22 protein-coding genes and 2 pseudogenes are annotated in these 24870 nt (G+C 59.5%); 13 read left to right on the top strand and 11 right to left on the bottom strand.

The annotated features are described in order from the left end of the window. Positions 1-197 precede the first annotated feature (197 nt). Genes ACIOVB_RS22145 through ACIOVB_RS22155 form a run of 3 tightly spaced genes read left to right on the top strand, consistent with a single transcriptional unit; the run spans position 198 to position 3763 of the window. The gene (locus ACIOVB_RS22145; protein ID WP_401271400.1) at positions 198-857 is read left to right on the top strand and encodes a paraquat-inducible protein A; all 660 of its coding nucleotides are present in this window, start codon (positions 198-200) and stop codon (positions 855-857) included. Continuing rightward, the gene (locus ACIOVB_RS22150) at positions 844-1467 is read left to right on the top strand and encodes a paraquat-inducible protein A (protein ID WP_187681336.1); all 624 of its coding nucleotides are present in this window, start codon (positions 844-846) and stop codon (positions 1465-1467) included. Before ACIOVB_RS22145 ends, ACIOVB_RS22150 begins: the two co-directional genes overlap by 14 nt. After that, complete coding sequence (locus ACIOVB_RS22155; RefSeq protein WP_401271402.1) at positions 1460-3763, top strand: intermembrane transport protein PqiB; 2304 nt, start codon at positions 1460-1462, stop codon at positions 3761-3763. The genes ACIOVB_RS22150 and ACIOVB_RS22155 overlap by 8 nt, the downstream gene beginning before the upstream one ends. A gap of 183 nt (positions 3764-3946) precedes the next feature. Here the strand turns inward: ACIOVB_RS22155 and mksF are convergent, their stop codons facing one another. Genes mksF through mksB form a run of 3 tightly spaced genes read right to left on the bottom strand, consistent with a single transcriptional unit; the run spans position 3947 to position 8752 of the window. Continuing rightward, the gene (mksF, locus tag ACIOVB_RS22160) at positions 3947-6787 is read right to left on the bottom strand and encodes an Mks condensin complex protein MksF (RefSeq protein WP_401271405.1); all 2841 of its coding nucleotides are present in this window, start codon (positions 6785-6787) and stop codon (positions 3947-3949) included. Continuing rightward, positions 6784-7485, bottom strand: coding sequence for an Mks condensin complex protein MksE (gene mksE, locus ACIOVB_RS22165; RefSeq protein ID WP_401271408.1), 702 nt, complete (start codon positions 7483-7485; stop codon positions 6784-6786). Before mksE ends, mksF begins: the two co-directional genes overlap by 4 nt. Then, entirely contained in the window at positions 7475-8752 is a 1278-nt protein-coding gene (mksB, locus tag ACIOVB_RS22170; RefSeq protein WP_401271411.1) for an Mks condensin complex protein MksB, read from the bottom strand. Before mksB ends, mksE begins: the two co-directional genes overlap by 11 nt. 220 nt (positions 8753-8972) lie before the next feature. Here mksB and ACIOVB_RS22175 point away from each other — a divergent pair, with 220 nt between their 5' ends. Continuing rightward, positions 8973-9722 carry an energy transducer TonB gene (locus ACIOVB_RS22175; RefSeq protein ID WP_401271453.1) on the top strand — a complete coding sequence of 250 codons (750 nt, stop codon included), beginning with the start codon at positions 8973-8975 and terminating at the stop codon, positions 9720-9722. Continuing rightward, positions 9715-10167 (top strand): ribosomal protein S18-alanine N-acetyltransferase, encoded by a 453-nt coding sequence (gene rimI, locus ACIOVB_RS22180; RefSeq protein WP_187681331.1) that lies wholly within the window; start codon positions 9715-9717, stop codon positions 10165-10167. The genes ACIOVB_RS22175 and rimI overlap by 8 nt, the downstream gene beginning before the upstream one ends. A gap of 129 nt (positions 10168-10296) precedes the next feature. Here rimI and ACIOVB_RS22185 read toward each other — a convergent pair whose 3' ends face one another. Beyond that, positions 10297-10701, bottom strand: a complete 405-nt coding sequence (locus ACIOVB_RS22185; RefSeq protein WP_401271415.1) for a serine kinase/phosphatase — start codon at positions 10699-10701, stop codon at positions 10297-10299. Positions 10702-10842: 141 nt separating this feature from the next. Between ACIOVB_RS22185 and can the strand changes: the two genes are divergently transcribed. Then, complete coding sequence (can, locus tag ACIOVB_RS22190; protein WP_401271417.1) at positions 10843-11487, top strand: carbonate dehydratase; 645 nt, start codon at positions 10843-10845, stop codon at positions 11485-11487. A 21-nt stretch (positions 11488-11508) separates the two neighbouring features. On the opposite strand, the gene ACIOVB_RS22195 is transcribed toward can, so the two are convergent. The 3 genes from ACIOVB_RS22195 to ACIOVB_RS22205 form a co-directional block, all read right to left on the bottom strand. After that, complete coding sequence (locus tag ACIOVB_RS22195; protein WP_187678074.1) at positions 11509-12033, bottom strand: SET domain-containing protein-lysine N-methyltransferase; 525 nt, start codon at positions 12031-12033, stop codon at positions 11509-11511. Between the two features lie 179 nt (positions 12034-12212). Further along, positions 12213-13385: a hypothetical protein gene (locus ACIOVB_RS22200; RefSeq protein ID WP_401271420.1), complete on the bottom strand. Its 1173-nt coding sequence runs from the start codon at positions 13383-13385 to the stop codon at positions 12213-12215. 120 nt (positions 13386-13505) lie between these two features. Further along, the gene (locus ACIOVB_RS22205; RefSeq protein WP_401271423.1) at positions 13506-15206 is read right to left on the bottom strand and encodes an acid phosphatase; all 1701 of its coding nucleotides are present in this window, start codon (positions 15204-15206) and stop codon (positions 13506-13508) included. A 147-nt stretch (positions 15207-15353) separates the two neighbouring features. Here ACIOVB_RS22205 and ACIOVB_RS22210 point away from each other — a divergent pair, with 147 nt between their 5' ends. Both ACIOVB_RS22210 and ACIOVB_RS22215 read left to right on the top strand, forming a co-directional pair. Continuing rightward, positions 15354-15644, top strand: coding sequence for a nucleotidyltransferase family protein (locus ACIOVB_RS22210; RefSeq protein WP_187678071.1), 291 nt, complete (start codon positions 15354-15356; stop codon positions 15642-15644). Next, positions 15641-15985 carry a DUF86 domain-containing protein gene (locus ACIOVB_RS22215; RefSeq protein ID WP_187678070.1) on the top strand — a complete coding sequence of 115 codons (345 nt, stop codon included), beginning with the start codon at positions 15641-15643 and terminating at the stop codon, positions 15983-15985. The genes ACIOVB_RS22210 and ACIOVB_RS22215 overlap by 4 nt, the downstream gene beginning before the upstream one ends. Before the next feature lie 35 nt (positions 15986-16020). Here the strand turns inward: ACIOVB_RS22215 and ACIOVB_RS22220 are convergent, their stop codons facing one another. After that, the gene (locus ACIOVB_RS22220; RefSeq protein WP_401271426.1) at positions 16021-17439 is read right to left on the bottom strand and encodes a short-chain fatty acid transporter; all 1419 of its coding nucleotides are present in this window, start codon (positions 17437-17439) and stop codon (positions 16021-16023) included. Positions 17440-17694: 255 nt separating this feature from the next. On the opposite strand from ACIOVB_RS22220, the gene ACIOVB_RS22225 reads away from it, so the two are divergent. The 5 genes and pseudogenes from ACIOVB_RS22225 to ACIOVB_RS22245 all read left to right on the top strand — a co-directional run bounded on the left by ACIOVB_RS22225 (position 17695) and on the right by ACIOVB_RS22245 (position 21928). Continuing rightward, positions 17695-19008 carry an MFS transporter gene (locus ACIOVB_RS22225; protein ID WP_401271428.1) on the top strand — a complete coding sequence of 438 codons (1314 nt, stop codon included), beginning with the start codon at positions 17695-17697 and terminating at the stop codon, positions 19006-19008. A gap of 206 nt (positions 19009-19214) precedes the next feature. Continuing rightward, positions 19215-19901: pseudogene (locus tag ACIOVB_RS22230) on the top strand (PAS domain-containing protein); the annotation flags it as partial. 102 nt (positions 19902-20003) lie between these two features. Beyond that, positions 20004-20441, top strand: a pseudogene (locus ACIOVB_RS22235) (methyl-accepting chemotaxis protein); the annotation flags it as partial. 181 nt (positions 20442-20622) lie between these two features. Beyond that, entirely contained in the window at positions 20623-21222 is a 600-nt protein-coding gene (locus ACIOVB_RS22240) for a flavin reductase family protein (protein WP_401271430.1), read from the top strand. A 73-nt stretch (positions 21223-21295) separates the two neighbouring features. Beyond that, the gene (locus ACIOVB_RS22245; protein WP_401271433.1) at positions 21296-21928 is read left to right on the top strand and encodes a LysE family translocator; all 633 of its coding nucleotides are present in this window, start codon (positions 21296-21298) and stop codon (positions 21926-21928) included. Positions 21929-21962: 34 nt separating this feature from the next. Here the strand turns inward: ACIOVB_RS22245 and ACIOVB_RS22250 are convergent, their stop codons facing one another. The 3 genes from ACIOVB_RS22250 to ggt form a co-directional block, all read right to left on the bottom strand. Next, positions 21963-22334, bottom strand: a complete 372-nt coding sequence (locus ACIOVB_RS22250) for a type II toxin-antitoxin system HigA family antitoxin (protein ID WP_401271435.1) — start codon at positions 22332-22334, stop codon at positions 21963-21965. A 3-nt stretch (positions 22335-22337) separates the two neighbouring features. Continuing rightward, on the bottom strand, positions 22338-22640 hold the full coding sequence (locus tag ACIOVB_RS22255) for a type II toxin-antitoxin system HigB family toxin (RefSeq protein WP_401271437.1): 303 nt from the start codon (positions 22638-22640) through the stop codon (positions 22338-22340). Positions 22641-22889: 249 nt separating this feature from the next. Continuing rightward, positions 22890-24722 carry a gamma-glutamyltransferase gene (ggt, locus tag ACIOVB_RS22260; protein WP_401271440.1) on the bottom strand — a complete coding sequence of 611 codons (1833 nt, stop codon included), beginning with the start codon at positions 24720-24722 and terminating at the stop codon, positions 22890-22892. Positions 24723-24870 lie beyond the last annotated feature (148 nt).

Consider the following 24870-nt stretch of genomic DNA (forward strand, 5'->3'; position numbering starts at 1 on the left):
CCGATGGTAGTGTGGGGTTTCCCCATGTGAGAGTAGGTCATCGTCAAGATTAAATTCCGAAACCCCAATTGCGAAAGCAGTTGGGGTTTTGTTTTGCCCGCAGGAAAGTTTTTTGCTTAGCCTGCGAACAAATTTGCACAGTTATTTTCCAATCAGAACACTAGAATAGCCCCACCTTTTTCGGAGCCAGAGCCTTTATGTCAGAGTCGGTTGACGCCCCCGGGCTGTCAGATTTACCGCTGGAAGACTTGGTGGCCTGTCACGAGTGCGATTTGCTGATGCGCAAGCCAAAACTTGCCCACGGTGAGAAGGCCCTCTGTCCACGCTGCGGTTACGAGCTATACGCCCACCGCCATAACGTGGTGCAGCGTAGCCTTGCCCTGGTAATCGCGGCACTGCTGCTCTACGTACCAGCGAACTTTTTACCCATCATGGAGCTCAATCTACTCGGGCAATCGTCGCAGGACACTGTCTGGAGCGGTGTGGTCGGTTTGTTCAACACGGACATGCAAGGTGTATCGATCGTCGTATTCCTGTGCAGCATGGCCATACCGTTAATCAAATTGCTCTGCCAGTTGATCGTATTGCTAACAATCCGCTTCAACATCGGTCGCAGCTACGGTTTGTTGCTCTACCGCATTTACCATCACCTCAAAGATTGGGGAATGCTTGAGGTCTACCTCATGGGCGTACTGGTGGCGATCGTCAAACTGGCGGACATGGCGGCCATTACTGTCGGTTTCGGCCTGGTGTGTTTCATTGCGTTGTTGTTGGTACAGGTCTGGCTGGAAGTGGTGATGTCACCGCATCAGATCTGGCAGGCGTTATCTGGAGAGGATGCTCATGCGGGCGATTGATGCGGGCATTCTGATTTGTACCGAATGCCACGAATTGAACAGGCAGGAAGCGGACACCGATGAGCAAACCTGCACTCGATGCGGTGCATTGGTTCATGCTCGGCGTCCAAACAGTCTGGCCCGAACCTGGGCTCTGCTGATCACGGCGGCAATTATCTATATTCCGGCCAATGTGTTGCCGATCATGACTGTCAGTTCTTTGGGGCAAGGCGATCCGAGCACCATCATGTCCGGTGTGATCCAGTTGGTGCAGCACGGCATGATTCCAATTGCTGCCGTGGTGTTCATCGCCAGTATTCTGGTGCCGACTTTCAAATTGGTCGGTATCGCCCTGCTGCTGTTTTCGGTGCAACGACGTCAGCCGTTGTCGGCCCGTCAGCGCATCTGGATGTACCGCTTCATCGAGTTCATCGGTCGCTGGTCGATGCTCGATATTTTTGTGATCGCCATTCTGGTGGCGGTCGTCAATTTCGGCAGGCTTGCCAGTGTCGAAGCCAATCTTGGCGCCATCGCTTTCGCCACTGTGGTGATTTTGACGATGCTCGCCGCAGTAACTTTCGATCCCCGACTGATTTGGGATAACACGGAGTCGGACGACGACCATGACTGATTTGCCCGTAGCGAAAACCCGACCGGCCTCGAACTGGTCTGCCATTTGGGTACTGCCTCTGATTGCGCTGATCATCGGCGGTTGGCTCGGCTGGCGTGCCTATTCCGAAACCGGTATCGAGATCCAGGTTCGCTTCGAAAGCGGCGAAGGCATCCAGGCCAACAAGACCGAGGTCATGTACAAAGGCATGTCGGTCGGTAAGGTGAAGGCGCTCAAACTCGACGACGAAGGCAACTCCAAGGGAGTGATTGCCACGGTCGAGATGAACAAGGACGTCGGGCAGTACCTCAAGACAAGCACTCGCTTCTGGCTGGTCAAACCCAGCGTGACCTTGGCGGGTATTACCGGTCTGGAAACCCTGGTGTCCGGTAACTACGTGGCCATCAGCCCCGGCGAAGGCGAGCCTGCGCGCAAGTTCAAGGCGCTCGCCGAAGAGCCGCCGCTCTCCGACGCCAAACCCGGTCTGCACCTGACGATCAAGGCTGATCGCCTCGGTTCGCTGAATCGCGGGAGTCCGGTGTTCTACAAGCAGATCAAGGTTGGCCAGGTGAAAAGCTACCTGCTTTCGGAAGATCAAAGCACGGTCGAACTCAAAGTCTTTATCGAGCCGACCTACGCCAAACTCGTGCGCAAACACACGCGTTTCTGGAACGCCAGCGGCATCAGCATCGATGCCAATCTGTCCGGAGTAAAAGTGCGTAGCGAATCCTTGGCGAGCATTGTTGCCGGCGGTATCGCCTTCGCAACGCCAGAGAACCGCAAGGACAGTCCACCGACAGATCCAAGCCTGCCGTTCCGTCTCTACGAAGACTTCGACGCCGCCGCTGCCGGCATCCGCGTGAAGGTCAAACTCAGTGACTTCGAAGGCCTGCAGGCCGGCCGCACGCCGGTGATGTACAAAGGTATTCAGGTCGGCAACATGAAAGCGCTGAAAGTTGATCCGGATTTGAACAGCGCCACAGCCGAGCTCACCCTTGATCCATTGGCTGAGGACTATCTGGTCGATGGCACTCAGTTCTGGGTGGTCAAACCGTCGATTTCCCTCGCCGGTATCACCGGGTTGGAAGCGCTGGTGAAAGGTAACTACATCGCTGTACGCCCGGGCGACAAAGGTGCGGCACCGAAACGCGAATTCGAGGCCAGGCCAAAAGCGCCGCCGCTGGATCTGCGTTCGCCGGGCCTGCACCTGGTGCTGTTCACCGATGCCCTCGGCTCCATCGATGTGGGTAGCCCGATTCTGTACAAGCAGGTCAAGGTCGGTTCGGTGCAAAGCTACCAGTTCTCCAAGACCAAGAAGCAATTGGTCATCGGTGTGCACATCGATAAGGAATACGAAAACCTGGTCAATGCCTCGACCCGTTTCTGGAATGTCAGCGGTATCACACTGACCGGTGGTTTGACGGGCGGGATTCAAGTGAAGAGCGAGTCATTGCAGACGTTGATGGCCGGCGGTATCGCCTTCGAAACGCCGCAGGCCAAGGCGCCATTGCAGAAGCGCATTCCACGCTTCCGTCTGTTCGCCAACCATGACGACGCGAATCAGAAGGGCGCCGTGGTGACGATCAAGGTTGATCGCGCCGACGGTTTGCGCAGCGGCACACCGGTTCGCTTCAAAGGCCTGGATGTCGGCAAGATCGAAAGTGTCGACCTGACTGACGATCTGCAATCGGTCATCCTCACCGCGCGCATCACTGAAGTGCCGGAGAAGATTGCCCGCGTTGGCAGTCAGTTCTGGGTGGTCAAGCCGGAGTTGGGTTTGATGAAGACATCGAACCTGGAAACCCTGGTGACCGGTCAATACATTGAGGTGCAACCGGCGGCGAAGAACCTCGGCCCGCAGAACAACTTCGTGGCACTGGCCAATGCGCCGGAAGTGACCAAGCAAGAGGCGGGTTTGAGTCTGGTATTGAGCGCTGCTCGCCGTGGCTCGCTGAAACCGGGTGTGCCGGTGACTTATCGTGAAATCACTGTGGGTAAGGTCACTGGTTATGAACTGGGTCAGACCGCCGACCGGGTGTTGGTACATATCCTGATCGAGCCGAAGTACGCGCCGTTGGTGCGCAGTGGCAGCCGGTTCTGGAATACCAGCGGTGTAGGCTTCGATATCGGTCTGTTCAATGGTTTGACGGTACGCACGGAGTCGCTTGAGACGGCGATCCAGGGTGGCATTGCCTTCGCTACACCGGATGGCGAGCGCATGGGTAATCCGGCGCGTCCTGAGCAGACTTTCCCGTTGTTCGACAAGTTTGAGGATGAGTGGCTGACTTGGGCGCCGAAGATTTCGCTGGGTAAGTAAGCTTGCGGCGACTGCACTGCCGTCATCGCGAGCAGGCTCACTCCTACAGGGGAGCGCATTCCAACTGTAGGAGTGAGCCTGCTCGCGATAGGGCCCTAAAAATCAGCACAAACCCCAAGCCATAAAAAAGGGCCGCGATCCAAGCAGATCGCGGCCCTTTTTATTGCCTTCAGTTAATGCCGGTCAAACCGCATCCATCTGCGGTTCATCCGCTTCAACATTCAGCGTCGCCTTCACCACATCATGGCGACGGATGTACTTCCAGTCCGCCTCGTCAATGTAGATCCCCGCCGGGCCGCTGCCGCCTTCCAGGTCGATGGCGACACTGGCGCAGACCTGCGGCTTCACGCTCGCCAGAATCGGCACAAAGCCCAGTTGCAGGCTGGTTTCCAGCAATGCGGCCTGGTTCTTCTCGTCGATGTCCGCCGCCTCGTCGAGGTAGTACGGCAAGCGTACGCGACCGGCCAGATCGCGATCCATCAAGTGCAGCAACAAGTACATGTTGGTCAGCGCCTTGATGGTCATGGTGGTGCCGTTGGACGCCGCGCCGTCGATGTCGGTGTGAATCACCGGTTGACCGTTAACCTTGGTGATCTCGAACGCCAGTTCGAACAAGTCCTTGAGGCCGAGCTGGTTGTGGTTTGCCGCCACCAGCCGTGCCAGGTATTCCTTGGCTTCTTCGTTCTTGTTGTCCTGCTCGGCGCTTTGGCTCAGATCGAACACTGACAGTGTTTCGCCTTCTTCGTACTGACCGGCGCTGTGGATGATCTGGTCGATGTGCTTGAGCGCTTCCTTGTTCGGTGCCAGCACAATGCGGAAGCTCTGCAGGTTGGAGACCTGACGCTTGTTGATCTCGCGGTTGAACAGCGCCAGTTGATGCTCGAGGCTGTCGTAGTCGCTGCGGATGTTACGCAAGGTCCGGGCGATGTCGGTGACCGCTGCACGACGGGCCTTGCCCAAGGTCAGGGCTTCGTCGGTACGGTGCGCGTAAGCGTTGATCAGCAGTGACAGACGGCGCTCCATGTCGTCTTCGCTGTCGAACTTGGCCACGCCTTTGAGGCGCACTTGCGCATACAGCGCTTCGATCTGGCCATCGGCGCGCAGCAGGCCCTGCCAACTGTCCTGGTAGTCGTTGAGCAGCGGCAGCAAGTTGTCCATCGAATCGTCGACAGGGTCCATGAACGGCGTACCGAACGGCAGATCCGCCGGCAGCAGTTGGCGGCGGCGCAGAGCGTCGTCGAGGGTACGTTGCTTGGCTTCCATGTCCGCGATCTGCCGGCCGACCAGTTGCAGCTTGGCCGACAGTTGCTGGACGCGTTCGGTGAACGCATCGCTGGAGCGTTTGAGCTCGTCCTGCGCGCCTTCCATTTGCGCCAGTTGTTCGAGCTTGTCGCCTTCTTCGGCGCTCAAGGTCTGGGTGCGACGGAAGTCTTCCAGCGCTTTCTGCGCATCCAGCACTTGCTGGTACAGCGCTTCGGTCTGGGTCTTGCTCGCGGCGCGGTCGGCGGCCACGGCTTGCTGGGTTTTCAGTTGCTTGAGCTCTTTTTCCAGACGCTCTTTCTGATCACGCAGCGCGGCGCGGTCGGCCAGCGCTTGCAGGGCCGGCGGCTCGATGTGCGAGATGTCGATCGACAGCCCCGGCACTTCGAAGCGTTCGCCCTTGAAGCCATCAAGGATCAATTCAACCGATTTGACCCACTCGCCATCCTCGTCGAGGGTGATGCCGTGTTCGCCCAGCGGCAGACTGAACAGCGCGCTGTTGAACAGACGCATCAAACGCTCGACGTCCTGTTGCGAGAACTCTTCGCGCAGGCGCGCATAGCTGTTGTTGTCGGCGTGATCGAGTTGCTGCTTCACCGACTTCAGGCGTTTTTCCAGATCGCGCAGACGCTCTTCCAGATCTTCGGCGCTGAACTGACGGGATTGCGCCAAGGCCCCGGCCAGTTCGTCGTGGGCGTCTTTGGCCGCCAGCAGTTGCTGCTCCAGCACTTTGACGTCGTCGACCAGCGCGAAACGGTTTTTCAGTACCGACAGCTCGCCGAGCCAGCGCTGGATACCGGAGATTTCCCGCTCCAGACGCATCAGTTCCTGAGTGCCGCCACGCTGATTGTTTTGCAGAGCGTCCTGCTCGCCACGGTAGTGGTCGGCCTGAATGGTCAGCTCTTCTTTGCGCGCACTGGCGTAGTCCGACCAGGTGCCAAGCAACGAGTCGAGCAACGGCGACAGGCGATGCAATTTGCCGCGCAGCACGTCGCGTTGTTTCACGCCGTTGGCCAAGGCTTCAACCAATGGGCCAGCGGCAACCAGCGAGTTGTAGTCCTGTTCCATACGACGCACGTCGCGGAACGCTTCCTCGCACGCGGCGATGTAGTCGACGCTGCCGGAACGCAGGCTGTGTTCGAAGGCATCGAGGAACAGCTGCTTGAGTTTGGCCGCAGTGATTTCGCGCATGTGCAGCAGGTTGATGAACAGCGCGCGGAAGGTCTTCAGGCTCTGCTCGCTGGTGGAACGCAGCGGGATCAGGGTCAGATCCAGCGGGATCGACGTGTGACCGCCGACCAGCAAACGACGCAGTTCGTCAGGTTTGAGCTCGTAGGCTTTCAGGCCTTCGCGCTCAAGGTTGCTGAACAGCTCTTTCTGACGCAGGCAGGTGTCGTTTTTCTGGTAATGAGCCAGATCGAGTTTGCCCGCATAGGCGAAGAACTGGTGGCCGAAACCGCCCCCCGGGCCGCGACCGACCACGCCGATCACGTGCGGGCCGTGGGGCAGGTTCACTTCAACCAGGATGTAGCTGGTGTCGGAAGCGAAGTAGAAACGCCGCGATTGTTCCAGGCTGTACTTGCCGAAACTCATGTCCGACATGCGCGCCAGAATCGGGAACTGCAAGGCGTTGATCGACGCTGATTTACCGAGGTTGTTTGCGCCGTAGACCGACAGTGGTTCTTCCAGCGGAAACAGGCCGAGGCTGTAACCGGCGGTGTTCAAAAGGGCAAAGCGGCGGATGCCGTAGCGTTCCTGGCTCATGCGTCGGACTCCTGTTCTTCGGCAATGGCGCGGGCCAGTGCGTCTTCTTCGCTTTCTTCATCAAATTCGGAAAGATCGAGCGGATCGTCGGTTTCGAGGAATTTCGCCTCGGCTCCTTCGTCGATCAGCACCGGCGCCGGCAGCGGCAGAACGCTGTGGACGCTGGCGGCCAGATCGCGGTCTTGCTGCACTGACAGGCACACGTCGAGGAAACGGTGCATCGGTGGCAGGAACCGGTAGACGCCGTTTTCTTCGCCAGCGAAACCCAGTTGAGTCATGCGGCGCATGATTTTTTCTTCCAGCTCTTCAACCGTCTGCACTTCGGCCTGAATAAACAGGTCGCGGTACTTCTCCAGCAACGACGGCAGTTCTTCGCGGCCGAGGCTGCCGCCGTCGAGCACGGCGATCGGGTCGCGGCCCTGGTCGGCCAGATGCTCGACGAGGATGAAGGTGAACAGCGCCAGACGCTGGGCAGTCTTGTTCACCGCCGCCGCGGCCATGTCCGGCACGAAGTAGTAGAAACCACGGGTGTCGCAGACCAGTTCAAAACCCAAGGCCTTGAACAGCGTGCGGTACTGATCCTGGAAGTTCGAAAGTTGTGTGTACAGCTCCGGGTCGCGGCGGCTGACGTGGTAGCCCTTGAACAGTTCGCGGAAGATCGGCGCCAGTTGGGACAGTTCGGAGAGATCAAGATGCATTGGGGATGCTCGCAGAATCCTCGGCGGCGGTGTCGCGGGCCGAGAGCAGGGCGAAGGAGCGCAGGCTGACCTGGTGCTCGTGAGTGTGGTATTCGCGGCGTTCCAGACGCTCGCGCTGGAAGCGTTTTTCCCGCGACAGGCGCGAGAACCAGTAGAGCAATTCGTCGGTCGCACCGTCCGGTTCCTGCTCCAGCAGCCAGGTCATCAAGTCCGGCATCGGCAGGGATTCTTCGCAACGATCGACCATCTCGCGCACGGTGCGCGGCGCACGTGGGGCCTCGCCCTTGTGAGTCTTGTGCGCCTTGGGGAAGCGCGCCGGTTTCGGCTCGAAACGCGCCAAAGCGTAAACGTAGGCTTCAACCTGACTGGCGCTGCCGAGGAAGGTGCTTTGCGGCCGGGTGAACAGTGGCATCGCGGCTTGTGGCACGGCGTCGATGCCTTTGCGGCGGATCGCCGCCAGGGCCAGCGCGGCGCCACGGGTCACGGCGTTGTGCCGACGGGCTTCTTCACGCAGCGGCAGCAGGAGTTCGCGGGCGTGACGCAAGGTCAGTTGGGCGCTGGTCTGCATTTCGAGGATGCGCGCGTGGGTGCGCAGCAGCATGTCGTCATCGACCAGATGGCCGAGGCGCTGCTGTTCGCTGAGCATCTTCAGCAGCACGGTTTCGACCTTGCGCACGCCTTGTTCGAAGGCGCCGTCGGCGTTCACCAGATCGATCATCGGCTCGACGTATTCGTCCCAAGTCGCCAACACTTCGGCGTAACGCTGACGCAACGGAATCTGCCGGTCGCTGGTTTTCGCCCGTTCGGCGACGGCCACCAGCGCCTGTTCGTCGTTGTCGAGCTTCTTCAATACGTCGCGCACGCGCATATCGAGAAGACGCAACTGACGGGCGAGGTCGTTGCCGTCGCGGATGTCGAACGCGTCCTGGATGTAACCGGCCAGACGTTCGAGGTGGCGCAGATAGGCTTCGATTTCCAGGCACAGGCCCAGACGGTGCTCACGGCGCAGGTAGGCGAGGAAGTCGTGGATCTGCGCGTTCAGCTCGAAACGGTTCGGGCTTTTCGCCACGGGCACCAGGATATCGAGGCGAATCCACACGTCGAGCAGGCTGGTGATGTCCTGCGGCGTGCTGTCTAGTTGTTGGGCGGCCAGTTGCGTGCGCAGTTCGTTGAGGCTCAAGGTGCCTTGGTCGAAGTGCTCGCACAGTGGCTCCAGAAGTGCCCAGTGTTCAGCGAGGGCGCGCAAGACGCGCTTGGGTTCGATCATCGGAATGGCCGGCTGGTTGGCGATTAAAAGCCGCGATTGTACTGCATCACGAAGGATGCGATTCACTCTCGGGACGGGCTGTCGCTTTTGTTTAGGTCAAGACTATCGATCAACAGCGGGCGATCTTTAGCGAAGGGCGGTAGAATCAGCGCACTTTCAGTTATCCACAAGTGGCCGACCCTTGCTTATCGAGTCCCGCCGCCGCGCCTATTTGAACGCCATGCAGGTGGTCAATTGGCTGCCGCGCACCGAATTGCCCTTCGCCGCCCCGTCGCGGCCCGAGCTGCTGGACATGCCCGAGCCTGAGGTTGAGGTGCCGGTGGTGCTGGCTCCGCAGGCCGACGCTCCGGTGCAAGCGGCTGCAGCGCATCCGGTCGAGCGGGCGAAGATCGAAGTGCCGCGCCCCTCGCTGGCGAGCACCCGCACCGGCGCCAAACCGGTGGAAGAAGTCGACGACACACCGGTGGTCGCCAAACCAGCCCCTGTGCCGCCACCGCGTTTCGCCCTGCAATTGCTGCGTGCCGGGCGTTGTCTGCTGCTGGTGGAGTTACCCACAGGCGAACCCTTCCAGAGTCGCGACCCCGCTTATCTGCTGCTCAAAGACATGCTGCGCGCCGCCGGTCTGCCGGATGCGCCGCAGATCGTTGGTGAGCCGGTGCGTTGGCCGTGGCTCAATCGCGGCACGATGGATCAAGGCCCGGACGCGGCGCGCGACTTTGTGCAGGGTTTCCTTTCTGTGCAGATGGAAGCCGCGCCTTGTGCCTGCCTGTGGCTGATCGGCCTGCCGGCAGTGCGTTTTGCCGGTGAGGCGGACGCCGAAGCGTTCAATCGTGAATTGCAGATCGAAGGCCTGGGCTCGGCCTGGGCCCTCCCGGGTCTGGAATTATTAATGGAAGAGCCGCAGCGCAAAGCCGCTGTGTGGCAAGCCATGCGTCGGCTGATGGCGCGCTGGAAAGAATCGAATGAGTGAAGCTGTATCGTTCCGCCCGATGACCGAGGCGGATCTGGACACCGTGCTGAAGATTGAATACGCGGCGTACAGCCATCCATGGACCCGCGGGATTTTTCTCGACGGCTTGGGCAAGTACCAGATCTGGCTGATGTTCGAAGGTCAGCAGCAAGTCGGCCACGGCGTGGTGCAGATCATTCTTGATGAGGCGCATCTGCTCAATATCACGGTGAAACCGGAGAATCAGGGGCGTGGGCTGGGGCTGACGTTGCTGGAGCATTTGATGTCGCGGGCCTATGCCGCCGAGGCTCGCGAGTGTTTTCTCGAAGTGCGCGACAGCAATACCGCGGCGTTCAAGTTGTATGAGCGTTATGGCTTCAACGAGATTGGCCGGCGTCGGGATTACTATCCGGCGGTGGGTGGGCGTGAAGATGCGGTGGTCATGGCCTGCACCCTGGTTGACTGATATTGCTTAAAAGCTTCGCGAGCAGGCTCGCTCCCACGCTGGATTTTGGTCGTACACAAATAATGTGATCAACCCAAACCCCTGTGGGAGCGAGCTTGCTCGCGAAAGCGCTTTAACGGGCAACAAAAATCAGCGGTTGCCATCCAGCGGTTCGCGCCGCGCTAGCTCTGCTTCATCAAGACCATTGCCGCCGCCGATGTCATCTTCATCGATAATGCTCAAATCCCAATCGGCCTGATTGTCTTCGCCAGCCTCCTCGGCATCCCGGGCACCGTCCTCGTGGATCAACGTTTCCGGGCTCATGTCATCATCGGTAGGCTCGTGGTCATCAGTTGATGCCCCAGTCAGACCGGCTTCACGCACGCGTTGCTCTGGCATCAGCCGTTCGCGTTCGCGCTCCGGCAATTCATCACCGATCTTTGCGCTCGGGTCTTCGTCGTCGAAATTCAGCTCATGCACCGAACCCATGCGGTCTTCGTTATCATCGATGGGCTCCGGTTGCACCGCATCGTAAGGGCGTCGTGAATCAGTCATGGCAATTCCTCATACTGTGGGCCTTACTTGGGTGGACACACCCGGCACGCGAGAATTCCAATCAAAACACTTGCGATCCTTTCGTGACCCCGACGGACGGTTGTCTGTCAAAGCTGCGCATCTTTCTTGAGGCCTTACAGCATGCATGACTTACAAGACCTGATTGATAACAACGAGCGTTGGGCTGACGCGATCACCAAGGAAGACCCGGATTTCTTCGCCAAACTGGCTCGCCAGCAAACCCCCGAATATCTATGGATCGGCTGCTCCGACGCGCGGGTGCCGGCCAACGAAATCGTCGGCATGCTGCCGGGAGATCTGTTCGTTCACCGCAACGTCGCCAACGTGGTCCTGCACACCGACCTCAACTGCCTGTCGGTGATCCAGTACGCCGTCGATGTGCTCAAGGTCAAACACATCCTGGTCACCGGCCACTACGGCTGTGGCGGCGTGCGGGCGTCGATGCAGGATCGTCAGTTCGGCCTGATCGACGGCTGGCTGCGTTCGATCCGCGATCTGTACTACGAAAAACGTGAAGAGCTGGCCAAGCTGCCAACCGAAGAAGAACAGGTCGACCGACTGTGCGAGCTCAACGTCGTCCAGCAAGTGGCCAACGTCGCCCACACCAGCATCATCCAGAACGCCTGGCATCGCGGGCAGAGCCTGTCGATTCACGGTTGCATCTATGGCATCAAGGACGGTCGCTGGAAAAGCCTGAACACGACCATCAGCGGTTTCGAACAGTTGCCGCCGCAATACCGTTTGCGTCCGGTCGGTGAGTTGTAACCCGGATTTTTCAGGGGCTGTTCAACGTGAGCATTGCCGGTGCCAGCGCTGCAGAAAGTGCTGGCCCTCAATGCTCGGTGGTTCGTTGTAACCGGTGATCCACCCTCGGCAACGCGAAGACCCGCAACCGCAGGCAAACTGGCGCAGCAGTTTGTCTTCGGTGGCGGCGTAATCCATGGTCAGTCGCTCGCCCCTGTGGATATCTTTCAACGCCCACAGCCATAGTTCGCTCATGTCGAGAAACACATTTGGGTCGCAGGCGTGTTCGAGCAATCCGCAAAAGCGCGGATCGTAGATATGAATGCCGGTCAGCAATTGGCGGGTCTGTCGACAGCGATAGGGCAGCAATTGCCCCGAAACCCGGCACATCCGGCTGGTATGCAGAAACTCACGGCGCGCGGCAACCGCCACAGGGTTGCCGTGTTGATCGTGAATGACTTCGAAGTCGGCGCTGGATGGAAACCCGAGGCGCACCGGCAGTCCGGCGAAGGGGTAGATGCCTTCGGTATCGCGTGGAGCGGATCCAGCAACGGCATGGGTATTCATAACAATCCTTGTCGCAAGGGGCTGCGACTTCCTTGGTTGACGTCCTGTCAACACGGTGACACGTTTCTTTGGATCCAATCTATTCGTATAGGTATAGCCGGTCTACTGTCAGATCTGACAGTCGAGATAGACGCTTTCCCGCGTCAGTCATGACTGACACAGGAATCACGTCTGCTCGATTACAGATGTGGAGCGGGAACCGCAGCGGCTGGCAGCGGGGCTTTGAGCTGTTGCAGTTGCGCCTTGATCGGCGTGGTCGTGCACTTGGCAGCGGCCTCTTCCGGCTTCAGGTTGCGGATCGAGGTGTAGAACAGCTCGCAGGTTTTGACCTTTTGCGTCACCTGCCAGGTCTGGGTGCAGCTGTTGAGCGTGGCTTGCGGATCACTTCCCGGTTTGCTGCCCATCCCGGCCTGCCAGCAGGCGGCGCTCAAATCCTGCCCCATCACTTTCAAACCAGCAGCATCGGCTTTGGCCTGCGCATCGTCGCCGGTGTAGCTCTTGGGGTCGGCGGCGTACCAGATGTAACTCGGGTGGTTCGAACCGAGCACCGGCACGTTCACGCCTGTGCTCGGGCTGATGGTCGCCAGGCCCAGAACATTCACGGTCGGCCCGTATTGCTGCTTGATCCAGTTCCGCACGGGGGCGCCGAAAGCCACCATCGGCAGCGTCGTGCCCTTGGCGGTCTGGCTGAACTGTTTGACCAGTGTGGTCTGGTAGTCCTTGAAGTAGTCATAGACGCCTTCCAGATCGCTGCCGGCGTTGGACGGCGCGGCAATCGGGGCGATGTCGATGATGGTCTGGTAAGCAGGTGTCTGCTCGGCAGGGATACCATTGACCGTCAACAGCGTTGCCCAGCGGTCGGTGGTGTTCGAACGCAGATAATCCTGAGCCTGAGTCAGTGAGTAATCCGGCGGGAAGTGCAACAGCTCGACGCTTTTGCGATTTTCCAGCGCCATGCCCAGTGGCAGGAACAGATACCAGCTATAGGCCCATTTGCCGTCGGCATTGAGTTTGCTCGCGCCGGTATAAGCCAGATCGCCGGCATCGAGAAGGGCGGACAGCGGTTTGTCGTACCCCTCAGGCACGCCGCTGATTTCGGCGTAAATCTGGCCGTTATCGTTCTTCACCAGCACCTTGGCATCGGTGTAACCATCGCGCTGCACGCTCTGGCTCAGATAATGGGCGACGGTCTGCTCCAGCGACCAATTGCGAAAGCAGATCACGCTGCAATTGTTGGGATAGGCGAAGAGGCGGGTGACGCGCTCGGTGCTGCCCAGTTTCAGGTCGACATCGGCGTGGGCGGCCGCGCTCAGTGTGAGCGCGGCGAGGGTAAGTCCTGCGAATTTGAACATGCTCAGATCCTTTTCAGCGTGGTTTCCCCCGATTGTTGGGGGCGCTTCATATTGGATCAGCGCTGTGACACAGAGAAGCCATCATTCGCAGATTTTTACGCTGCGCCGCAGGACTCGCTCTCAGACCTGAAAATGCAGGGCGTTGGTCAAATCCCCCATGGGTTTCTGGCCTCTTGCGGTCATTGCATCATCGCGCTGCTTGAGGCCGTCGAGGGTCTCCAGCTGGAACACTCGGGTGATCAGGCGCAGGATCGATGCCGTGTCGTAAATCGTGTGATCCACCGTGCCCTTGCGTGCGAATGGCGACACCACCAAGGCCGGCACGCGTGAGCCCGGCCCCCAGCGATCCCCCTTGGGCGGTGCAGCGTGATCCCACCAGCCGCCGTTCTCGTCCACCGTGACGATCACCACCATGTTTTTCCACTGCGGACTTTCGCGCAGCACCTTCAGCGCACGCACGATGTGCCGGTCACCTGACGCCACGTCGGCATAACCGGCGTGCATGTTCAGGTTGCCCTGAGGTTTGTAGAAACTCACGGCGGGCAGCTTGCCGGCCTCGGCGTCGGCGAAGAACTTGTTGGTGCTCGACTCGTCACCCAACCCCGCATCGCGCAGGCGTTTGTTGCGCTCGGCTGGATTCTCCGGGCCTTGCTGCTTGAAGTAGTTGAACGGCTGGTGGTGATACTGAAAGTTAGGGATCTTCGGAATGCCGCCGGAATCCTTGTACTGCTCCAGCGTCGCCTGCCACGCCCCGGCGTACCACGCCCAGTCGACGTTCTTCTTCGACAGCTTGTCGCCGATGTGCTCGTGGGTCTGCGGCACCAACACGTTGGGCAGATCGGGTTTCGAGTACGCCGGACGCTCCGGGTCGCGAATCCACGTTGGCCAGTAGGGAGGGGCGAGAGTGTTGACCGCGAAACCGTCCGGCGTCAGCGCACTCGGGCCAAATTGCGGCGGGCCGGTCATGGCACTGGCGGGTGATTGCGCCAGCGGTTTGAGCCTTGGATCGGCCGGGTCATCGCTTTGCAGTGCAGCGATTTGGCTTTTGGCCACCGAATTGGCAGCGTCCGGGTAAAACGGCGCGGTGGCGCTGATCAGGTATTGATGGTTGAGGAACGAGCCACCGAAGGCGCCCTGGAAGAAGTTGTCGCACAGCACGAATTCCTGCGCGACGTCCCACAAACGCAGGGAATAGCGACTCTGTGCGTAGTGGCCCATGGTCAAGCCGCCGGAATCGGCCCACGCGACAAAACCATCGTTCTTGCCGCCATTGATCTGCATCTGGTTCTGATAGAACACGTGCCATAAATCGCGGGTAACCAGACCAAACGGCAAGTCTTCGCCGTTCGGACCTTTGAGGGCGAATGGGGCGTTCGGCAGGTTTTCCTGAAACTGCGTGGCGCCGGGATAGGTTACGCCATCGAGGGTTTGTGGACCGATCTGCAAGACACCGCCCCAGGCGGGCGGCAGGGTTTGTAGCAGGCTGCCGTCGCGGTCGCGTTGTTGATAGTCGGCAGGTTTTAGCGCTGACAGCGGTTTCTCGACACCGGGGAAATCACCGAACAGGTTGTTGAAGCTGCGGTTCTCGGCGTAGATCACCACCACGGTTTTCACCTGATCGCGCAGGGCCTTGTCCAATTCGGCATGGGACAGTGGCCGCTCGGTCGGTTTGCCGGATTGATCGCCCGCGTTGCTGCAACCCGCCAGTGTTGCGCCGACACCGAGTACCGCGACGCCGCCGAGAAAGCGGCGGCGACTGGTGTCGGTGGGTTTATCAGATTCTGGCGAGGAGGGGTCTTTAGCGTCTGTATCGTCGTTCATGTCGCGCCCGTTTTTGCTTAAATGTTTCAGTATGTTTCTGGCGGACGCTAGCAAGGGAATGTGACGGTGGGGTTACAAATGGCGCGGTGTCTACCGCGCATCGGCACTGCTAGACTGCTGCGATATTGAAACCGGCTACGGTGAACCATGAAGCCTTCCATTGCTCTTGATTTGCAACGAACTGCCGTCCGTGAAGTGGTCGGCAGATTTCGCGTGACCAACCCCCGAGTCTTTGGCTCTGCGGTGCTGGGGACTGATATGGAAGGCAGTGATCTTGATCTCTTGGTCGATCCACTGCCCGGGGCCACCTTGTTTGATCTCGGCGGACTTCAGGTCGAACTTGAGGATCTGCTCGGCGTTACTGTTGATTTGCTGACGCCGGGAGACCTGCCGTTGAAGTTTCGTCAGCAGGTTCTTGATCAGGCCCGTCCCGTATGATCGAGAACCGGCTCGGCGATTACCTTGAGCACATGCGCCAAGCTGCGAGTGATGCGCTGATCTTTGTCGAAGGCCTGAGCAAACAAGAGTTCATCGACGACAAGCGTACCCAGCAAGCGGTCATCATGAGCCTGGTTATCATTGGCGAGGCGGCTACGAAGGTAATGGATCGTTATCCTGAGTTCACCGCCCGGAATTCTCAGGTGCCATGGCGTGCCATGCGCGGAATGCGCAACCGGATTGCGCACGGTTATTTCGATATCAACCTGGATGTGGTGTGGGAAACAGTCCAGGTCGCATTGCCCGAACTTTTGAAGGTCCTTCCTGCTGAGCAAAACTGATTGCACCTGCCCTTAGGCAGGTGCAATCCAATCATTTACGGCATCACCGGCGGCGTATACGCCAATGTCGTCCCCAGCGCCCACAGCAACAGCAGTACCAGCGGCGTGTGCACCAGCAATTGCACGAACGAAAAGCCGATCAGATCCCGCGCCTTCAGACCGAGCACGCCCAGCAGCGGCAGCATGTAGAACGGGTTGATCAGGTTCGGCAGTGCTTCGGCGGCGTTGTAGATCTGCACCGCCCAGCCTAGGTGATACTGCAGATCGTTGGCCACTTGCATCACGTACGGCGCTTCGATGATCCACTTGCCGCCGCCGGACGGGATGAAGAAGCCGAGAATCGCCGAGTACACGCCCATCAACAACGCATAGGTATCGTGAGAGGCGATGCTCACGAAAAACGTCGAGATGTGATGCGCCAGGGTTTGCGCATCGGCGCCTTTGACCGTGGTCATCAGCGCGGCAATCGAGCCGTACAGCGGGAACTGAATCAGCACGCCCGTGGTGGTCGGCACCGCTCGCGCAACCGCGTCCAGGAAGCTGCGCGGACGCCAGTGCAGCAATGCGCCGAGCATGATGAACAGGAAGTTGTAGGTGTTCAGCCCGGAGATCGCGGTGATCGCCGGTTTAGTCGAGAACTCGTGGAACAGCCATCCCGCCGCCAGCAGCACCAGCACGATGATCAGCAGCGGACTGTGTTCCAGCCATTCACCCGGCCGGGTGCGCGGTTGCAGCGGAGGCAGGTTAAAGGCCGGGTCGATGCCGCAGGCCTCGGCGTCGCGCGCGGAGTTCGGCCCGGGGGCGGTGGCGTAGGCGATGATGATCGAAATCACGATCAGCGCCAGCAGCATCACGCCGGACTGCCAGAGGAAAATGGTTTCGGTGAAGGGAATAACGCCAGTGATCGACAGGATCGATGGCGGCAGGCTGGCGGGGTTGGCCTGCAACTGCGCAGCCGACGACGACAAGCCCAGCGCCCACACCGCGCCAAGACCCAGATAAGCAGCGGCCCCGGCGGCACGGTAGTCCATTTTCAGATCGGTGCGGCGGGCGAGGGCGCGCACCAGCAAACCGCCGAACACCAGCGACAGACCCCAGTTGAGCAGCGACGCGACCATCGAGATCAAGGCAACCCAGGCCACGGCGGAGCGACCGTTTTTCGGGATGCGTGCCAGGCGATCAATCAGTTTCACGGCGGGGGGCGAGCTGGCGACAACGTAACCGCCTATCACCACGAAAGCCATCTGCATGGTGAACGGAATCAGGCTCCAGAAGCCGTCACCGAACGCCATCGCGGCAGCGGTGGGCTTGGCGCCCATGGCCAGCGTGGCCAGTGCCACGATGATCACGGCCAGCGCGGCGAATACCCAGGAGTCGGGAAACCAGCGTTCGGCAAAACTTGAACAGCGCAGTGCAAAGCGTGCGGAGCGGCTATCTTCGATATCAACGGCCACGGGAGTACCTCGGATTTTTTATGGTTATTTTTGGTCCCTTTGGGCTGCCATCCCTATCAGTCAAACCATATAGCCCCTGTGGATATGACTGTCAGAGCTTTGCGTACCCTCAGGACAGGCATAAACAGTAAATCAACCGCCGCCGTTTTGTGAGCAGGTTTTGCAAAACCGGGACTATGGTCTAACGGGTTGTCCATCCGCCCATTTGCGTAGACCATGGGCGCCTTGGTTTTTTGCCTGCCAGAGTTCTTTGCCATGACTGCCCAAACCACGGCCAAACCTGCGCCGTTCAGCCGCTCCGACTACAAGACCCTCGGCCTTGCGGCCCTTGGCGGGGCGCTGGAGATCTACGATTTCATCATTTTCGTGTTCTTCGCCCTGACCCTCAGCCAGTTGTTCTTCCCGCCGGAAATGCCCGAGTGGCTGCGCCTGTTGCAGAGCTTCGGCATCTTCGTCACCGGTTATCTGGCGCGGCCGCTGGGTGGGATCTTGATGGCGCATTTCGCCGACCGATTGGGGCGCAAGAAAGTCTTCAGCCTGAGCATCCTGATGATGGCGTTGCCGTGCCTGCTGATCGGGATCATGCCGACGTATGCGCAGATCGGTTATTTCGCGCCGCTGCTATTGCTGGCGCTGCGCATCCTCCAAGGCGCGGCCGTCGGCGGTGAAGTACCGAGCGCCTGGGTGTTCGTCGCCGAACACGCACCGACCGGCCATCGTGGTTATGCGCTGGGCGTTTTGCAGGCCGGGCTGACGTTCGGCTATCTGATCGGCGCACTGACCGCGACCTTTCTGGCGCAAGCCTTTACCCCGGCGGAAATCCTCGATTACGCCTGGCGCTATCCGTTCCTGCTCGGCGGCGTATTCGGCGTGATCGGTGTCTATCTGCGTCGCTGGTTAAGCGAAACTCCGGTATTCATGGCAATGGAAGCGCAACGCGAAGCGCGGGTCGAACTGCCGCTGCGTACCGTGCTGCGTGAACACCGGTTGGCGATGCTGCCGGCCATGCTACTGACTTGCGTACTGACCTCGGCAGTGGTGGTGTTCGTGGTCATCACCCCGACCATGATGCAGAAAACTTTCGGCATGACCGCTAGCCAAACCTTTGCCCTGAGCGCATTGGGCATCGTCTTCCTCAACATCGGTTGCGTGATCGCCGGTCTGCTGGTCGATCGCATCGGCGCCTGGCGCACGGTCATGCTTTACAGCCTGCTGCTGCCGCTAGGCATCGCCGTGCTTTATGGCTGTCTGATCATGGGCGGCGATTGGGTTGGTCTGGCCTACGCCGTGGCCGGACTGGCGTGTGGTGTCGTCGGCGCGGTGCCGTCGGTGATGGTCGGTTTGTTCCCGGCGCCTATCCGTGTGTCAGGCATATCCTTCACCTACAACATTGCCTACGCCGCGTGGGCGAGTATCACACCGCTGTTGTTGATCGGTCTGATGCCGTGGAGCCCTTGGATCTGCGTGATCTTCTGCGCGGTGATGGGCGTAGTGGGGATTCTCAGTGCTGCGTATTTCGGCTCGCGGATGCCGCGCACGGGCCCGTGTCAGGTGGCCGGGGCTGCTTGACGCCAACCGCCCAAACTATTTTTGACTGACCGGTCTCAAACGCTCTTCAGAAAAGACTTCCAAGGCCGATGGTTAGGCTGTATCCCGCTTACTACCCTGCCCATCGGTGCTTTCCCATGTTCAACAAACGCCTGAAGCAAGAGCTGGCCGCTCTTCGTGAAGAACTCTCCAGTCTTGTACAGGTAAAGGAAAGCCTGGAGAGCGAGATGCTGGTGCTGACCCTTGAACCGGACGGACGGATTCAATCGGTCAACCAGAACTTCCTCAACGAGATGCTCTACAAGAGCCAGGACCTGATGGGTCGGGCGCTTGAGGATATCGTGCCGGCTCACGTCAAATCCGACGAATTTCACCACCGCTTCAGGAATGCCTTGACCCGAGGCGAGCACTTCGCCGGAGCCGTGCGCCTGTTGCGTGGCAATGGTGAAGAGGCCTGGTTGCGCTCGATTGCCCAGCCTGTACGTTCTTCGGATGGTCGGATCAAACATATTTCGATCTTCTCCAGCGACCTGACCCGCACCATCGAAGCCTCCCGCGAACACGAAAACCTGATCGGCGCGTTGGTGCGTTCCACTGCTGTGATCGAGTTTGACCTCAACGGCAACGTGCTCAACGCCAACGAGCGGTTCCTCAACGGCATGGGTTACAGCCTGGCGCAGATCAAAGGCAAACATCACCGTATGTTCTGCACACCCGAGGAATACAACAGCGCCCAGTATCAGAACTTCTGGCGCCGTTTGAACAATGGCGAATTCGTGGCTGAACGCTTCAAGCGGGTCGACAGCCATGGTCGTACAGTCTGGCTGGAGGCGTCCTACAACCCGGTGGTCGATGCCAACAACAAACTGTACAAAGTGGTGAAGTTCGCCACGGTGATCACCGATCAGGTCAATCGCGAGCAAGCCGTCGCCGACGCGGCCAACATTGCCTACAGCACCTCGCAGCAGACCGACAGCACCGCGCAACGCGGTACGACCGTTGTGACCGAGGCTGTCAACGTGATGCGCGATCTGTCGCGGCACATGCAGACCGCCGGTGAAGGCATCGAAGCGCTGAACGAGCAGTCGCTGGTGATTGGCACCATCGTCAAAACCATCAGCGGCATTGCCGAGCAGACTAACTTGCTGGCGCTCAACGCGGCGATCGAAGCGGCTCGCGCGGGCGAGCAGGGTCGCGGCTTTGCTGTGGTGGCCGATGAAGTGCGACAACTGGCTTCACGTACCAGCCAGGCGACCGAGGAAATCGTCGGCGTGGTGCGGCAGAACCAGGAAATGGCGCGCAACGCCGTCGCCCTGATGACCGACGGCAAGCTCCAGGCCGAACAAGGGCTGGCGCTCGCGGCGGAGGCGGGCACGGTGATCCTCGAGATTCAGGACGGCGCGCAGAAAGTGGTCGATGCGGTCGGGCAGTTCGCCAATCAACTGTCCCACTGACCTGCACGGATCCCTTGTGGGAGCGACGGTGCGACGATTCGACCTGCTCGCGAAGGCGTCAGTACACTCAGCATTGATGTTGACTGATACACCGCTTTCGCGAGCAGGCTCGCTCCCACAGTATCTGTGTTTCTCCAGTGGCAGCGCTACAATCTGTTCCTTTTTCCCGGAGCAGATCCCCATGAGCGATTCCCACCGCCGCCCGGTACCCCTGAACAAAGCCTACCGTTTGCTCAACCACGGCCCGACCGTTCTGGTCAGCGCCGCCCATGACGGCCAGCGCAACATCATGGCCGCCGCGTGGGCGATGCCGCTGGATTTCGAACCGCCGAAAGTCGCCGTCGTACTCGACAAATCCACTTGGACGCGGCAATTGCTCGAAGCCTCCGGCACCTTTGTCCTCAACGTGCCGTGCGCCAATCAGGCCGACATAGTGCAAACCGTTGGCAACACGTCGGGTCTGGAAATCACTCAAAACCAAGGGCAGGACAAGTTTCAGGCCTATGGCTTGCAGACCTTTGCTGGCGAGAAAGTCGAGGCGCCATTGCTCGACGGTTGCGTCGCCTGGCTCGAATGCCGCTTGTTGCCCGAGCCGCGTAACCACGAACAGTACGATCTGTTTCTCGCCGAAGTCATCGCCGCTCACGCCGATGAGCGTGTGTTCAGTGAAGGGCGTTGGCATTTCGAAGGGCATGATGGTTTGCGTACGCTGCACCATGTGGCGGGCGGGCATTTCCTGACGATTGGTGATGCGGTGGATGGCAAGACGCTGGCGCTTTAACGCTGGTTGATGGCAAACCATTGCCGAATGTTGCAAGGTAGGGGCATTGTCGAACCGATCAGGCGCGTGCCCCATGGACCTTTCCCTTTCGAGTTATCTCGCACCGTTACTGTCGCTGGCGTTGCTATGGACAGTTGCGGTGGTCACACCCGGCCCGAACTTCTTCAACATCGCTCAACTCGCAGTTAGCCGCTCCCGCCGTCATGGCGTGGTAGCGGCGCTCGGCGTTGCCAGCGGAACGGTGTTGTGGGGACTGGCGGGCGGCCTGGGTATCCAGTCATTGTTCAGCGCAGCGCCGACCTTGTACTTGAGCTTCAAGATTGCCGGCGGCTGCTACCTGATCTATCTCGGACTCCAGCAATTCAAGCGCAAGGCGCCCATCGTCCCAGGCGCTTCAGATGCTGCGGAGCAAACGTTGCTCGGTGCTTACGGGCGCGGTTTTCTGGGCAACATGACCAACCCCAAATCGGCGCTTTTCGTCGCAACAATCTTCGCCACCGCGATGCCTGCCCATATACCGCCGTTGCTGCTGGCGCTGGCGGTGATGACCATGGCCACGTTGTCGTTCAGTTGGTATTGCAGCGTGGCGCTGTTCTTCGCCAGTCGGCGGATTGCCGGTGTTTACGAGCGGTCACGTCAATGGCTGGATCGATTGGCCGGTGGTTGTTATCTGCTGTTTGGTGCGCATCTGCTGGCTTATCGCTGAGCCGCGGTCACAGGCTGGGTTGCTGCAATCTGTATCAGATTTGCTTCATTGGCTTGATCAGGCTTTCTGCAGGAATTCCAAACAGCTCATGAAGTTTCCAGATCATTGGCAAAGTGAGTGCCCGCTTGCCATTCAACACTTCATAGACCCTGTTTGTTCGACCGATAGCCGGAGCGAGATCCGCGGCTGACAGGCCTGACTGTTCCATCCGGAATTTGATGGCATCGATTGGATTGGGCAAATCCAGTGGAAACTGTTTGGCTTCGTAGGCCTCAATGAGAGTGATCATGATGTCGAAGTAATCACCTTCAGGGGTACCCGGTTCTGGCTCGTTGTCGAAGAGTGCAGACACGTTATTGAGCGCCGCACGGTAGTCTTCTTCGTTATGAATCGGACGTATGTTCATGGGTTACTCCATTTCGACGGTATCAGCGTCGATTGCATCGTACTGCTTGTGGGTGCCGACGAATTTTATGTATATGGCGCCGAAGCGGTAGGCCACGGCTACGATCAGGCGAAAGTCATTGCCCTTGATGTTGAACACCACTCTGCGGCTTTTCAGAATGCTCGCAGAAGCAAAATGTGCCTTGATGTCCGAGGGCGTTGACCAGCTTGATTTTCTCGCTTCATCTATCCACGCCAACAGTGGTTGCTCTGAGTCCGGATACCGTTCCCAAAAATTTTTGAGCTGACTGACAGCGATAATTCTCATGACGCGATCCTAGTCCCGCTATGGGACTGATGCAAGGCTGTTGGCGTTCGGTGGATGTACGGTTCAAATATTTGTGTGTTCATAGATGCCAGCAGATCCCGAAAGTATTGTTTGCGGAACGGTCACTTACTCTATCCGTGGCAGCAAATTTTCGGGGTAGGAAAAGGCGACGGAATGCTAGTGAACACAATCTGTTAGCCACAAAAAAGGCCTACCTCCCGGTAAGCCTTTTCCATTCACTGCGTAGCCTCAATCCCCCAACGCTTCCCCTTCACGCCGTGGATCCGCGCCACCCGCCAACGACACATTCCCTTGCGCATCCTTGACCCGCACGACGGCCTGGGTGCCGCTGGTCATGTCGATTTCATTCACGCTGTGGCCCTTCTCCTTCAGCGCCTGAATCAGCGCCGGGCTGAACTGGCCTTGTTCCAGTTCGGTCGGGCCGTTGCGGCTGCCGAAGTTGGGCAGGCTGATAGCGCTTTGCGGATCGAGGTTCCAGTCGAGCAGGCCGACGGTGGTTTTCGCCACGTATTCGATGATCTGCGAGCCTCCCGGTGAGCCGACGCTGGCGAGGAATTCGCCGCTGTTGCGGTCGAAGATCAGCGTCGGCGCCATCGACGAGCGTGGGCGTTTGCCGGGTTCGACGCGGTTGGCGACTTTCTGCCCGTTTTCTTCGGGGATGAACGAGAAGTCGGTCATCTGGTTGTTCAGCAAGAAGCCCTGAACCATCAGGTGCGAACCGAATGCGGCTTCGATGGTGGTGGTCATCGACACGGCGCCGCCGAGGTCATCCACCGCCACCACTTGCGAGGTGGAAATGCGCAGCGGCGAGCGATCCGGTGCGTAGGCCACTTGCACGCCCGGCGGCGTGCCCGGTTTGGCGCTGCCCATACTGCGTTCGCCGATCAGGCTGGCGCGGCTGGCGAGGTAGCCTGGGTCGACGAGGCCTTTGACCGGCACTGGCACGAAGTCGGTGTCGGCGACGTATTGCGCGCGGTCGGCGTAGGCCAGGCGCTCGGCTTCGGCGATCAGGTGCACGGCTTGTGGATCGGGTTCGATGCCGGCCGGTTTGTCAGTCTTGTGGGGTTTGAGCGGGGTCAGCGAAAGGCGCGGATCGCGGGTCTCCAGCGCCTGCAAGGTGCCGAGAATCTGCGCCACGGCGATCCCGCCCGACGACGGTGGCGGCATACCGCAGACCTGCCAGCGTTTGTAGTCGGTGCACAGCGGTGCGCGCTCCTTGGCCTGATAGCGTTGAAGGTCGTTCAACGACAGGCTGCCGGGGTTGGCGTGGCCCTGAACCTTGGCGACGATTTCCTCGGCGATCGGGCCTTTGTACAACGCATCGGCGCCTTCGTTGGCAATGCGCTTGAACACCTTAGCCAGCGCCGGGTTTTGCAGGCGCGTGCCGACGGCTTTGACACTGCCGTCGTGGTTGAGGAAATAAGCGGCCATGTCCGGCGATTTACCAATCACCGGGTCTGACGCCAGCAGCGAATACAGACGCGGGGAAATCGCAAAGCCTTGCTCGGCCAGTTTGATTGCCGGCTCGAAGAGCTTCGCCCACGGCAGGCGCCCGTGTTGTTTATGCGCCATCTCCAGTGCGCGCAACACGCCCGGCGTGCCGACCGAACGGCCACCGATCTGCGCCTGCGGGAACGGCATCGGTTTACCGTCCGCTTGCAGAAACAGCTTCTCGGTGGCGCCGGCCGGCGCGGTTTCGCGACCGTCATAGGTGCGCACCTGTTTACCGTCCCACAGCACGATCATCGCGCCGCCACCGATCCCGGAGGATTGCGGCTCAACCAGCGTCAGCACCGCTTGCATCGCAATCGCCGCATCAATCGCCGAACCGCCCTGACGTAGCATCTCGCGACCGGCTTCAGTGGCCAGCGGATTCGCAGCGGCGGCCATGTGTTTGCTGGCGTGGCGGGTTTGCAGGTCGGTGCGATAACCGGAGGCGGCTTCTGGCGCCAGCGGCAGGGTCGAGGAGGGCGGGGCGTTGCACGCGGTGAGGGTCAGGGCACTGATAATTAGGGTCAGGGCAGGCAGGCGAAAGCGGCTCAAGGGCAGGGCTGTAAACACGTAGGCTCTCCGTCCGTGGGATAAAAGTCTGACGGACTTTATCGACCGACCGTGAAGGACGCAAACCACCGGTGTGTTTCTCCTTCATGCCTTGGCGAATTTTCTGTAGGGTCAGTGGCAATCGTGAAGCCAGAAAAATCCACAAGAG

This window comes from Pseudomonas sp. NPDC087639 (assembly GCF_044743385.1).
Taxonomy (GTDB): domain Bacteria; phylum Pseudomonadota; class Gammaproteobacteria; order Pseudomonadales; family Pseudomonadaceae; genus Aquipseudomonas.